This window comes from Amycolatopsis sp. PSD-21 (assembly GCF_055561455.1).
Map to the genome: position 1 here is coordinate 8,393,619 of NZ_CM145712.1, position 11,879 is coordinate 8,405,497.

The 11,879-nt window shown below is 69.4% G+C and carries 14 protein-coding genes; 6 read left to right on the plus strand and 8 right to left on the minus strand.

Going from position 1 to position 11,879, the window contains the following annotated elements; translation table 11 throughout:
• Nucleotides 1–43: 43 nt before the first annotated feature.
• Nucleotides 44–1,702, minus strand: a complete 1,659-nt coding sequence (locus ACZ1DY_RS39440; protein WP_465482683.1) for an AMP-binding protein — start codon at nucleotides 1,700–1,702, stop codon at nucleotides 44–46.
• 133 nt (nucleotides 1,703–1,835) lie between these two features.
• Here ACZ1DY_RS39440 and ACZ1DY_RS39445 point away from each other — a divergent pair, with 133 nt between their 5' ends.
• Together ACZ1DY_RS39445 and ACZ1DY_RS39450 are read left to right on the plus strand one after the other, a co-directional pair.
• Nucleotides 1,836–2,606 carry a PhzF family phenazine biosynthesis protein gene (locus ACZ1DY_RS39445; protein WP_465482684.1) on the plus strand — a complete coding sequence of 257 codons (771 nt, stop codon included), beginning with the start codon at nucleotides 1,836–1,838 and terminating at the stop codon, nucleotides 2,604–2,606.
• Nucleotides 2,606–2,980, plus strand: coding sequence for a YccF domain-containing protein (locus ACZ1DY_RS39450; protein WP_126730420.1), 375 nt, complete (start codon nucleotides 2,606–2,608; stop codon nucleotides 2,978–2,980). Before ACZ1DY_RS39445 ends, ACZ1DY_RS39450 begins: the two co-directional genes overlap by 1 nt.
• A gap of 104 nt (nucleotides 2,981–3,084) precedes the next feature.
• Here the strand turns inward: ACZ1DY_RS39450 and ACZ1DY_RS39455 are convergent, their stop codons facing one another.
• From ACZ1DY_RS39455 to ACZ1DY_RS39485, 7 genes are all read right to left on the minus strand, one after another.
• Nucleotides 3,085–3,900, minus strand: a complete 816-nt coding sequence (locus tag ACZ1DY_RS39455; protein WP_465482685.1) for a metallophosphoesterase family protein — start codon at nucleotides 3,898–3,900, stop codon at nucleotides 3,085–3,087.
• Between the two features lie 37 nt (nucleotides 3,901–3,937).
• Nucleotides 3,938–4,732, minus strand: a complete 795-nt coding sequence (locus ACZ1DY_RS39460) for an HAD-IIA family hydrolase (protein ID WP_034308369.1) — start codon at nucleotides 4,730–4,732, stop codon at nucleotides 3,938–3,940.
• Between the two features lie 10 nt (nucleotides 4,733–4,742).
• A complete protein-coding gene (locus ACZ1DY_RS39465) occupies nucleotides 4,743–5,807 on the minus strand; it encodes a sulfate/molybdate ABC transporter ATP-binding protein (RefSeq protein WP_465482686.1) in 1,065 nt (354 codons plus the stop codon).
• Nucleotides 5,804–6,571 (minus strand): ABC transporter permease, encoded by a 768-nt coding sequence (locus ACZ1DY_RS39470; RefSeq protein WP_126730675.1) that lies wholly within the window; start codon nucleotides 6,569–6,571, stop codon nucleotides 5,804–5,806. The genes ACZ1DY_RS39465 and ACZ1DY_RS39470 overlap by 4 nt, the downstream gene beginning before the upstream one ends.
• A 73-nt stretch (nucleotides 6,572–6,644) precedes the next feature.
• Entirely contained in the window at nucleotides 6,645–7,397 is a 753-nt protein-coding gene (gene modA, locus ACZ1DY_RS39475) for a molybdate ABC transporter substrate-binding protein (RefSeq protein WP_465482687.1), read from the minus strand.
• Entirely contained in the window at nucleotides 7,394–7,798 is a 405-nt protein-coding gene (locus ACZ1DY_RS39480; RefSeq protein ID WP_126730413.1) for a TOBE domain-containing protein, read from the minus strand. Before ACZ1DY_RS39480 ends, modA begins: the two co-directional genes overlap by 4 nt.
• A 33-nt stretch (nucleotides 7,799–7,831) precedes the next feature.
• Nucleotides 7,832–8,296 carry a MarR family transcriptional regulator gene (locus tag ACZ1DY_RS39485; RefSeq protein WP_257484046.1) on the minus strand — a complete coding sequence of 155 codons (465 nt, stop codon included), beginning with the start codon at nucleotides 8,294–8,296 and terminating at the stop codon, nucleotides 7,832–7,834.
• 78 nt (nucleotides 8,297–8,374) lie between these two features.
• Between ACZ1DY_RS39485 and moaA the strand changes: the two genes are divergently transcribed.
• The 4 genes from moaA (at nucleotide 8,375) to ACZ1DY_RS39505 (ending at nucleotide 11,834) form a co-directional block, all read left to right on the plus strand.
• Nucleotides 8,375–9,439, plus strand: coding sequence for a GTP 3',8-cyclase MoaA (gene moaA, locus ACZ1DY_RS39490; protein WP_465482688.1), 1,065 nt, complete (start codon nucleotides 8,375–8,377; stop codon nucleotides 9,437–9,439).
• Between the two features lies 1 nt (nucleotide 9,440).
• The gene (locus tag ACZ1DY_RS39495) at nucleotides 9,441–9,695 is read left to right on the plus strand and encodes a MoaD/ThiS family protein (RefSeq protein ID WP_185926969.1); all 255 of its coding nucleotides are present in this window, start codon (nucleotides 9,441–9,443) and stop codon (nucleotides 9,693–9,695) included.
• Between the two features lie 195 nt (nucleotides 9,696–9,890).
• Entirely contained in the window at nucleotides 9,891–10,742 is an 852-nt protein-coding gene (locus ACZ1DY_RS39500; protein WP_465482689.1) for a phosphatidylinositol-specific phospholipase C/glycerophosphodiester phosphodiesterase family protein, read from the plus strand.
• Between the two features lie 456 nt (nucleotides 10,743–11,198).
• Nucleotides 11,199–11,834, plus strand: a complete 636-nt coding sequence (locus ACZ1DY_RS39505; protein WP_257484044.1) for a transglycosylase family protein — start codon at nucleotides 11,199–11,201, stop codon at nucleotides 11,832–11,834.
• Nucleotides 11,835–11,879 lie beyond the last annotated feature (45 nt).

Sequence of the window (11,879 nt, forward strand, 5' to 3'; positions counted from 1 at the left end):
CCTTCCCTCGGCTGAGCCGAGGGAAGGGGGCCTTCACGCGCGATCAGGCGTGTTTGGTTGCCGCCGCCTTTTCGAGCCCGAGGATGCTGATCGACTCCGCCCGCATCTCGACCTTGCGCACCTTGCCGGTCACCGTCATCGGGAACTCCTCGACGACGTGGACGTACCGCGGGATCTTGTAGCGCGCCAGCTTTCCCTCGCAGAACTCCCGCACGGCTTCGGCCGTCAGCGGCTCCGCGCCCTCGCGCATGCGGACCCACGCCATCAGTTCCTCGCCGTACTTCTCGTCCGGGACGCCGATGACCTGCGCGTCGAGGATGTCCGGATGGGTGTAGAGGAACTCCTCGATCTCGCGCGGGTACAGGTTCTCACCGCCGCGGATGACCATGTCCTTGATCCGGCCGGTGATGTTGACGTACCCGTCGGCGTCCATGATCGCGAGGTCGCCGGTGTGCATCCACCGCGCCGCGTCGATCGCCTCGGCCGTCTTGTCGGCCTGTTCCCAGTAGCCGAGCATCACCGAGTAGCCGCGGGTGCAGAGCTCGCCCGGTTCGCCGCGCGGCACGGTCAGCCCGGTCTCCGGATCGACGACCTTGACCTCCAGATGCGGCCCGACCCGGCCGACCGTCGACACCCTCCGTTCCACCGAATCGTCCGCGCGGGTCTGCGTGGACACCGGCGACGTCTCGGTCATGCCGTAGCAGATCGACACCTCCGCCATGCCCATCCGGTCGATGACCTGCTTCATCACCTCGACCGGGCACGGCGAGCCCGCCATGATCCCGGTGCGCAGCGAGGACAGGTCGTGCGAAGCGAAATCCGGGTCGGCCAGTTCGGCGATGAACATGGTCGGAACGCCGTACAGGGACGTGCACTTCTCGGCCGCGACGGCTTCGAGCGTGGCCTTCGGCTCGAACCCGGGCGCCGGGATGACCATGCACGCGCCGTGCGTCGTCGCCGCGAGATTGCCCATAACCATGCCGAAGCAGTGGTAGAAGGGCACGGGGATGCAGATCTTGTCGGCTTCGGTGTAGTTGCAGAGTTCGCCGACGAAGTAGCCGTTGTTGAGGATGTTGTGGTGGCTCAGCGTGGCACCCTTGGGGAAACCCGTGGTGCCGGACGTGTACTGGATGTTGATCGGGTCGTCGGCGGAGAGTTCGGCCTGCCGCTTCACCAGCGGCGCGCGGTCGGCCTTGTGGCCGATCTCCAGCATCGACGGCCACTCGGGGCCGTCCAGCAGCACGACGTGTTCCAGCGCCGGGCATTTCGGGCCCGCTTCGGCGATCATGCCCGCGTAATCCGAGGTCTTGAACGAGTTCGCCGCCACGACGAGCTTGATCCCGGCCTGGTTCAGCACGTATTCGAGCTCGTGCGAGCGGTACGCCGGGTTGATGTTGACCAGGATCGCGCCGATCTTCGCAGTCGCGTACTGGACGCAGGTCCACTCCCAGCGGTTCGGCGACCAGATGCCGACGCGGTCGCCCTTGGCGATCCCGAGGTCGAGCAGGCCCAGCGCGAGCGCGTCCACCTCGGCGGCGAGTTCGGTGTAGGTCCAGCGTTTCCCGGCCGCGCGGTCGACGAGCGCGTCCCGGTCGCCGAAGGCGGCGACGGTGCGGTCGAAGTTGTCACCGATGGTGTCCCCCAGCAGCGGGGTGTCCGAGATTCCCGATGCGTAGCTCGGTACTGCGGGGGCGTCGGGCATGGAGACTCCTGCGTTCGGCGGCATCGACGCGTCGAGTCTAGGAACGCGACGTGACGGCGGCCACCTGCAAGTGGAGACCACCTCAGGGGAAACCCGGAGGCCGGGTCCTGCGGCGGCCGATATCGTCGGAGGCATGCGCCTCTACATCGTCGACGCTTTCACCTCCGAGGCCTTCGCCGGTAACTCCGCCGGCGTGGTGCTGCTGGACGCGCCGGGCGACGCGGGCTGGATGCAGTCCGTCGCCGCCGAGCTGAAGCACGCCGAGACGGCCTTCGTCGAGGTCGACAGTGTCGACAGTGAAGGCCCGAAGTCGCTTCGCTGGTTCACGCCGGAGACCGAAGTCGACCTGTGCGGGCACGCGACGCTGGCGACCACGCACGTCCTCGGCGGCGAACAGACCTTCACGACGAAGAGCGGCGAGTTGCGCTGCCGCGCCGAAGACGGCTGGGTGTCGATGGACTTCCCGTCGGATCCGCCCCGCGAGTCGGACGACGATCTGTCGTCGATCCTGCCGGGCCTGGAGTTCGAGTACGTCGGGCGCAGCAAGCACAACCTGTTCGCGGTGGTCGACGACGCGTCCGTGGTGCGCTCCCTCGCCCCGGACCTCGCCGCGTTGCGCGCGCACTGGAACGGACGGCTGATGGTCACCGCGCCGGGTGACGTGGCCGGGATCGACTTCGTCACCCGGTTCTTCGCGCCGGGCGTCGGCATCGACGAAGACCCGGTCACCGGCTCCGCGCACTGCGTCCTCGCGCCGTACTGGGCCGCCCGCCTCGGCCGGGACGAGCTCGTCGGCGAGCAGGCCTCGGCCCGCGGCGGCATCGTGCGGATGAACCTCGAAGGCGACCGGATCCTGCTCTCGGGGCAGGCGGTCACCGTGGCCAGCGGGGAGTTGCACGTCTGATGCGCCTGATCCTGAACGTCATCTGGCTCGTGCTGTGCGGCCTGTGGATGGCACTCGGCTACGTCGTCGCCGGCGTCATCTGCTGCATCCTGATCGTCACCATCCCGTTCGGGCTGGCGTCGTTCCGGATCGCGGCGTACGCGCTCTGGCCGTTCGGCCGCACGGTGGTGGACCGGCGCGACGCCGGGGCGGCGTCGACGATCGGCAACGTCATCTGGTTCGTCTTCGCCGGGCTCTGGCTCTCGATCGGCCACGTGCTGACCGGGGTCGCGCTGTGCGTCACGATCATCGGGATCCCGCTGGGCGTGGCGAACTTCAAGATGATCCCGGTCTCGCTGATGCCGCTGGGCAAGGAGATCGTGGAGCTCCCGTGAGGGGGCGCCGGTCTCGTCCCTGCAGTACGTGAAGGCCCCCTTCATTGCGTCTAGCGCAGTGAAGGGGGCCTTCACGTACTTGGGTCAACAACGCGCCCGGCGCGTCAGTCCTCGGGTTCCCAGGGCAGCGGCACGATGAGGCACGGGCCGCCGACGAACAACCCGCCGTCGATCCCGAGCGCCTTGCCGCCCGCGTAGAGGTACGGCCCCTCGATCTGCGCGGGATGGATCCCGAGCTGGTCGGCGATGACGCTGTGCCCGTGCACGATGCGTTCGCCGCCGAGCCGGTCCATGAGCTGCCGCGCGACGTCGGCGCCGTCCGGGCCGCGGAAGGCGTACCGCGTGGTCATCCGCCGCCACACGTCCCACCAGGCCTGGATGTCGCTGCCTTCGAGGATCTCGCGGCCACGAGTGTTGATCTCGTCGATGTCCTCGCCCCAGCCGAGGTACTCGAGCGTGTCCGAATGCATCAGCAGGTGGTCCGCGGCCAGCGTCAGCATCGGGCGGGAGCTCAACCACTCGATATGCTGCGGAGTGAGCCTGTCCTGGTCTTCGAGCAGGCCGCCGTTGATCTCCCAGCTGCGGGCGAAGCTGCGTGGCCCGAAATCGGACGGCACCTCGGTGTCGCCGAAGTGGTACATCCCGAGCAGCAGGATCTCGTGGTTGCCCAGCAGCGTCCCGCAGCGCCCGCCCGCGGTGGCGGCCTGCCGTTCCAGCCGCATCACCAGGTCGATGACGCCGACGCCGTCGGGCCCCCGGTCGACGAAGTCGCCGAGGAACCAGAGCGTCGCTTCCCCGCCCGACCAGTCGTCGTCGGAGTCGATCAGCCCCTTCTCCCGGAGCGCTTCGGCCAGCTCGTCCCGGTGTCCGTGCACGTCACCGACCACATAGGTCGGGGACGCGGGCTGATCGTCGTGCATCGTCTGACGATAAGCCCTCCCCATGCGACCGTGCCGCTCAGCCTTCGCCGAACGGGTCGCCGGTGCGCCCGACCAGATCGGCGATCGAGTCGATGATCTTGGTCGGCCGGTACGGGTAGTGCTCGGCGCTTTCCCGCGTGGAGATGCCGGTGAGCACCAGGATCGTCTGCAAACCGGCCTCGATTCCCGAGTGGACGTCGGTGTCCATCCGGTCGCCGATCATCAGCGTCGACTCCGAATGCGCGCCGAGCCGCCGCAGCGCCGAGCGCATCATCAGCGGGTTCGGCTTGCCGACGTAGTACGGCGAGCGGCCGGTCGCCTTCTCGATCAGCGCCGCGACCGAACCGGTGGCGGGCATCGAGCCCTCCATGCTCGGGCCGGTGGCGTCGGGGTTGGTGGCGATGAACTTGGCGCCGCCCTCGATGAGCCTGATCGCGCGGGTTATCGCGCTGAAGCTGTACGTGCGGGTCTCGCCGAGGACCACGTAGTCCGGGTCGCGTTCCGTCAGCACGTAGCCGACCTCGTGCAGCGCCGTGGTGAGCCCGGCCTCGCCGATCACGAACGCCGAGCCGTTCGGCCGCTGCGACGCGAGGAACTTCGCGGTCGCCAGCGCGGAGGTCCAGATGGCCTCCTCGGGGATGTCGAGACCGGTCCGCTCGAGCCTCGCCCGCAGGTCGCGCGGGGTGTAGATCGAGTTGTTGGTCAGCACCAGGAAGCCGATGTCGTTGGCGCGCAGCTCCTTGAGGAACTCGTCCGCGCCGGGTACGAGGTGCTCCTCCTGGACCAGCACGCCATCCATGTCGCTGAGGTATGTCCAACGGCGCTCGTTCATACCGCCCACCCTAATGATCCGAGACGGCGTGAACAGCCACGGACGCCGCCTTGACCGAAAGATTGACCGGTGTGCCGGGTTCGAGCGCCAGCTCGGCGACCGCGGCCGGGGTGAGGTCGGCGGCGAGGCCCGCCGCCCAACCGTCGCCGCGGGCCCGGACGCGGATCACCGGACCGTGTGGTTCGAGCGCGTCGACGATTCCCTCGACGGTGTTGCGGGGGCTGCCCCGGTGCTCGCCGTCCCGCAGGTACACCGCGACGGCGCTGGGCGCGAAGACGGCGACGGCCGCTTCGCCCTCGACGACGTCCTCGGCCGGAATTCCGGCCAACTGCCCGCCTGACGTGCGCAAACCACCTTCGGCGGCGACGCCCGGCACCAGGTTCAGCCCGGCGATCCGCGCGGTGAACGCCGTGCGCGGGGCGGAGAGGACCTTGCGGGTCTCGCCGCGTTCGACGATCCGGCCACCGTCGAGGACGGCGACGTGGTCGGCCAGCGCCAGCGCGTCGAGCGGGTCGTGAGTGACCAGCACGGTCGGCGGCCCGGCCCGCAGGATCCGCCGGAGCAGCCCCCGGATGGCGGGCGCCGCATCGACGTCCAGCGCGGCGAAGGGCTCGTCGAGCAGCAGGAGCCCCGGCTCGGCGGCCAGCGCCCGCGCGACCGCGACGCGCTGCGCCTGCCCGCCGGAGAGCTGCGCGGGCCGTCGCCCGGCCAGTTCGAGGGCGTCCACTTCGGCCAGCCACTCCCGCGCGCGCTTCTTCGCCTCGGCGCGGCCGGCGCCGGTCGAGCGCGGAGCGAAGGCGACGTTGTCCAAAGCGGACAGATGCGGGAAGAGCAAGGCGTCCTGGGAGAGCAGGCCGATACCGCGTGCGTGCGGCGGCAGGCAGGCCAGGTCGCGCCCGCCGAGCGTGATCCGTGCCCGGCCGGGCCGGAGAAGACCGGCGAGACAGCCGAGCACACTGGACTTCCCCGACCCGTTCGGGCCGAGCAGCGCGAGCACACCGCCGTCGGGAACCTCGAAGCCGACGTCCAAGGTGAACTCGCCGCGCCGGAGGGCGAGCTCGGCCGAAAGGGTCACGACCGGACTCCTTCGAGCGCGCGTGGCCGGGCGAGCGCGATGACCGCGACGGCGACCAGGATGAGCAGCAACGCGAGCGCCACCGCGCTGTCGACGTCGACCTCGGCCTGGGTGTAGACCTCCAGCGGCAGGGTCCTGGTCACCCCTTCGAGGCTTCCGGCGAAGGTGATCGTCGCGCCGAACTCGCCCAGCGCCCGCGCGAAGCTGAGCACGATGCCCGAGCCGAGCGCGGGCAGCAGCAGCGGCAACGTGACCCGGCGGAACACCGTCCACGGCTTGGCGCCCAGCGTCGCGGCGACCCGTTCGTACCGGTCACCGGCCCCCCGGAGGGCTCCTTCGAGGCTGACCACCAGGAACGGCATCGCGACGAACGTCTGCGCGATGACTACGGCCGCCGTCGTGAACGGCACCTGCTCGCCGGTCAGGGTGGTCACCAGGATGCCGAGGAAACCCTTGCGGCCCAACAAGTACAGCAACGCCAGGCCGCCGACCACCGGCGGCAGGACGAGCGGCAGCAGCACCACCGCGCGCAGCACCCGGACCCCGCGCGCCCTCGACCGCGCGAGCACCACGGCGAGCGGGACACCGAGCAGCACACAGGCCACAGTGGACAGTCCGGCGGTGAGCAGCGAGAGCTTGAGCGCGTTCAGCGACGACGGCGAGGCGATGAGGCTCGGGAAGCGGGTCAGGTCCGAACGCACCAGCAGCCCGACGACCGGCAGCACCACCAGCGCCAGCGCGCAGATCGCCGGCGGCCACAGCACCCACGGCACCCCGGCTCCCGCGTTTCGTCCTCTTGCGCGCGCATCCACCGCATCCAGAGGACGAAACGCGGGGTCAGGGCGTGCCAAAACCGGCCTTCGCGAGTTCGGCCTTACCCTCCGGGCCGAGGACGAAGTCCCTGAACAGGCCGGCGAGCTGAGCCTGCGGAGCGTCCTTCAGCACCGCGATCGGGTAGTCGTTGATCGCGCCCGCGGCCTCCGGGAAGTCCACTTTGTCCACGTCGGCGGACGCCGAGGTGGCATCGGTGACGTAGACGAGCCCGGCGTCGGCGTCACCCGAACGCACCTTCGCGAGCACCGACTTGACGTCCTGCTCCTCGCTCGCCGGCTTGAGCGTGACCCCGGCCGACTGCTGGACCTTCTTCGCCGCGGACCCGCACGGCACCTGCGGCGCGCAGACGACGACGGTCAGCCCGTCCTTCGCGAGATCGGCCAGCCCCTTGATGCCCTTGGGGTTGCCCTTGCCGACCGCGATGGCGAGCCGGTTGGTGGCGAAGACCGACGGCTGCCCGCCGAGCAGCTCCGCCTTGGCGGCCTTGTCCATATTGGTCTTGTCGGCGGAAGCGAAGACGTCCGCTTTCGCGCCTTGGGTCAGCTTCTGGACCAGCGCCGACGAGCCCTCGAAGCTGAACTTCACGGACACCCCGGAGTTCTGCGCCTCGAACCGCTTGCCCAGCGCCCCGAACGACTCGGTCAGCGACGCGGCCGCGAACACGGTGAGCGTCTTGGCCTCCGCGGCCGTCTCCCCGGATCCGCAGGCCGTCGCGGCCAGCGCCAGCGCGGCCAGGACGGGCACGAGCTTCCTCATCGGCTTCCTTCCGGGGTTTCGATCACGACGGTGGTCGCCTTGACGACGGCGACCGCGAGCACCCCGGGCCGCAGCCCGAGTTCGCGGACGGCCTCGGCGCTCATCAGGGAGACCACGCGATGCGGGCCGCACTGCAGCTCGACCTGTGCCATCACCTTGTCCGTGATCACCTCGGTGACGAGCCCGACGAACCGGTTCCGCGCGGAGCGGCCGACGCCCGACGGGTCCTCCGGCTGTTCGGCCTGCGCCTTGGCGAACGCGGCGAGCTCGGCGCCGTCGACGACCTTGCGGCCCGCCGAGTCGTCGAACGCGGTCAACTGGCCGGCGCGCACCCAGCGGCGGACGGTGTCGTCACTGACACCGAGCAGACGAGCGGCCTCGGACAACCGGAATTGCGGCATGCCCGGAAGATTACTTCCGCAGATGCGGAAAAGCTACGCGTCACCGGTGAGTTCGTCGCGGAGCCCGTCGAGCACCGCGCTCTGGAACCGCTCCAGCACTTTCCGTTCTTCGGGAGAGAACTGTTCGAGCACCGTCTTCAGGTTCGTGTACGCGGATTCGAAGAGCGGCGCGTGCCGTTCCATGGCGCCGGGGACGACCTCGATCAGGACCTTCCGGCGGTCGGCGGTGTCGCGGACGCGGCGGGCGAGACCGGCCTTCTCGAGCCTGTCCATGACGCCGGTCACAGCGCCCGTCGACAGTCCGGTCAGCTCGGCGATCCTGCCCGCTGTCAACGGTCCCGGCGCCTGGCCCGCCAGTTCGAGCACCTTGTGATCGGTGGCCGACAGGCCCATCCGCTCGGCGATACGCGCGTGCCGGAGAACGGTCAGGGTGCTGCTTTCCCTGCCGAGATGGGCGAACCGGGCCAATTCCTCCGCCGGGAGCGGGTATTTCGCCATCCGGAAACCCTTCAGATTCGGTGCCCGTGGAATTCTAGACAGTCGGTTTTCGCCCGCTTCGGGGTTAGTCTGGTGTCAATGACAGCAGTCGATCTCGGGTTTCCCCGTGTCCCCGGTACACGCGGTCGCCCCAGCGTGCCCAGGCCGGACAACCCCGCTCTGATCGACACCTTCGGCCGCGTGGCGACCGACCTGCGGGTGTCGCTCACCGACAAGTGCAATCTGCGCTGCACCTACTGCATGCCCGCCGAAGGGCTCGAGTGGATGCCGAGCGCGGACGTGCTGACCGACGACGAGCTCGTGCTCCTGCTGCGGATCGCCGTCGAACGGCTCGGAATCACCGACATCCGGCTCACCGGCGGCGAACCGCTGCTGCGCCAAGGGCTGGAGAAGATCGTCGAGCGGGTCGCCGCGCTCGAACCGCGGCCGCGGCTTTCCATGACCACCAACGGGATCGGGCTCGCGAAGCGCGCGAAGTCGCTCGCCGACGCCGGGCTGGACCGGATCAACGTCTCACTGGACACCGTCGACCGCGCGCTGTTCGAGAAGATCACGCGTCGCGATCGGCTTTCGCACGTGCTCGCCGGCATGGCCGCGGCGCGGGAGGCCGGGCTGGACCCGGTGAAGGTCAACGCGGTGCTGATGCGCGGGCTGAACGAGGACCAGGCCGTGCCGCTGCTGCGGTTCTGCCTCGCCGAGGGCTACCACCTGCGCTTCATCGAGCAGATGCCGCTGGACGCGCAGCACGGCTGGAACCGCGCCGACATGATCACCGCCGAGGAGATCCTCGGCATGCTCGGCGAGGAGTTCACGCTGTCGCCGTTCCCCGCCGCGCGTGGCGGGGCGCCCGCCGAACGCTGGCTGGTCGACGGCGGGCCGGGCGACGTCGGCGTGATCGCGTCGGTGACCCGTCCCTTCTGCGGCGCCTGCGAGCGGACCCGGCTGACCGCGGACGGCGCGGTGCGCTCGTGCCTGTTCAGCAACGACGAGACCGACCTGCGCGCCCTCGTGCGCGCGGGCGCGCGCGAAGAAGAGGTGGCGGACGCCTGGCGGGCGACCATGTGGGGCAAACTCGCCGGGCACGAGATCAACGAGGCCGGGTTCGCGCAGCCGATCCGGCCGATGAGCGCGATCGGCGGCTGACATGGTGACCATCGTGGTGCGGTACTTCGCCTCGGCCCGCGCGGCCACCGGCCTCGACGAGGAGAAGGTGACCCTGCCGGACGGCGCCCGCGTCGCCGACGCCGTCGCCCGCCTGCGCGAACTCCACCCGGAGAAGCTGGCGAAGCTGCTCGACGCGGTCTCGTACCTGCTGGACGGCGTCGCGGTGCGGGATCTCACGCGGCCGCTGACCGAGGGCGCCGAACTGGACGTCCTGCCCCCGTTCGCCGGCGGCTGACCTGCCGTCTCGCCGCCAGGGCGTGTCGCGAAAGCCACTTTCGGGACACCTGACGTCTCGAAAGTGGCTTTCGCGACACACTGGCCGCCCGCCGACCGCCGCTGACCTGCGCGAACGGCGAAAGTGGTAGCAAAGGTCCCTTGCTCGCCCACTCGAGTTCACCGTCCGGTCGCCGAAGCAGCCGAGGATGCGCCAGTGATCACTCCCCGCCGTATCCTCGCCGCACTGCTCGCCGCGGTCGCCGCCACGAGCCTCGCGACCGCTCCGGCGTCCGCCCACGAACGCGGCGTCCGGCCGCTGCCGCAGGCGCACAGCCACAACGACTACGAGCACACGCGTCCGCTGCACGACGCGCTCGATCAGGGCTTCACCAGTGTCGAAGCCGACATCTTCCTGGTGGACGGGCAGCTCCTGGTCGCCCACGACCTCGCGGACACCCGCCCGGACCGCACCCTCGAGTCGCTCTACCTGGAGCCGCTGCGCCGGCGTGTCCTGGCCAACCACGGGGTCGGCGTCTACCGGCAGCGGGCGGAGTTCCAGCTGCTGATCGACGTCAAGGGTGACGCGAACAGCACCTACGCGGCTCTCGAGAAGCGTCTGTACGACCCGCGCTACTCCTTCCTTTTCTCTCTGTACGCGTTCGGACACGTCAAGAAGCGGGCCGTCACCGCGGTGATCTCCGGCGGGCGCCCCAAGGACGTGATGCTCGGGCAGAAGTTCCGGCTCGCCTTCTACGACGGCCGGATCAGGGACCAGAACGACCTCGGCATCGGCTCGGACCCCCGGGTCACCCCGCTGGTCTCGGACTCCTGGAGCAGCCTTTTCACCTGGACCGGTGAGGGCCCCTTCCCCGCCGACGAGCGGGCGAAACTGCACGATCTGGTCAAGCGGGCCCACGCGGCGGGTCAGCGCGTGCGCTTCTGGGCCACGCCGGACACCGCCGGGCCAGGACGTGACGCGTTGTGGAAAGAGCTGGTCACCGCCGGGGTCGACCACCTGAATACGGATGACCTGCCAGGGCTGGCGAACTTCTTGAGGTCTCGCTAAAGTGCGCGGCCCATTCGCGCGCGAAGGCGCACGAATGGGCCAGTCACCCCTTAATCCACGTGATGCAAGCCTCACGATCCGTGAATTATCTCGGTCAGGAAACGGCCAGATAACGGCCCGCTGACCTGCATAAACAGCCGAATCGTTATGGGTTGCGTGCTGTTACTGTGATGTAGGTCACAGCTCGAATAATTTCCGATCAGGCCGTTCGTTACGTACCGTCGCTTTTCGGTTGGCCCCGACCGACCACGCAACACCGGGAACCCGTAGCGCCGAGCCCTGTCCAACGGATTCCCGGACCCAACCCCGAGCGAAAGCATTTCCGGACAGGGACGAGGGGACCGAGCCGACGCGTCGTGCGTCAGGCGAAGTCAGCCGGCCTGAGACGGCCGGCCAGGACCCACGGGTCTTTCCCTCAGCACAGGCTCGTAGGCGCAGGGAGCGAGATTCATTCACATGTCTTACCGAGGCAAGCACCGCAAGATGTCCGCCGCCACCCGTCACATCGCCCGCGTCGCCATTGCGGGTGTCGCGGTCGGCGCTCCCCTCGCAATCGCCGCGACCCCCGCGTCGGCGACCAACTGGGACGCCATCGCGCAGTGCGAGAGCAGCGGCAACTGGAGCACCAACACCGGCAACGGTTACTACGGTGGTCTGCAGTTCTCGCCGAGCACCTGGCGCGCCTACGGTGGCACCGGCAGCGCGCACACCGCGTCGCGTGAGCAGCAGATCGCCGTCGCCGAGCGGGTCCTCCAGGGCCAGGGCATCGGCGCGTGGCCGCACTGTGGCAAGAAGGGCGGCTCCGCCAGCCCCGCCAAGGCCAAGTCGAGCGCCCCGAAGGCCACCAAGAAGGTGACCCCGAAGAAGTCGACCGCGCCGGTCCAGAAGCAGCAGGCCCCGGCCCCGGCCGTCGCGAATGTCGCGAACTCCAACCCGGCGGGTGACTACACCGTCGTGGCCGGCGACACGCTGTCCAAGATCGCCTCCAAGTTCAACGTCCAGGGCGGCTTCCAGAAGCTGCAGGAGCTGAACAAGGAATACGTGCCCAACGCCGACTTCATCGTCGTCGGCCAGAAGCTCGCCACCAAGTGAGCTCTTGAGCACCGGTAAGTCGTGATGCCCGCGGGATTCCCCGCG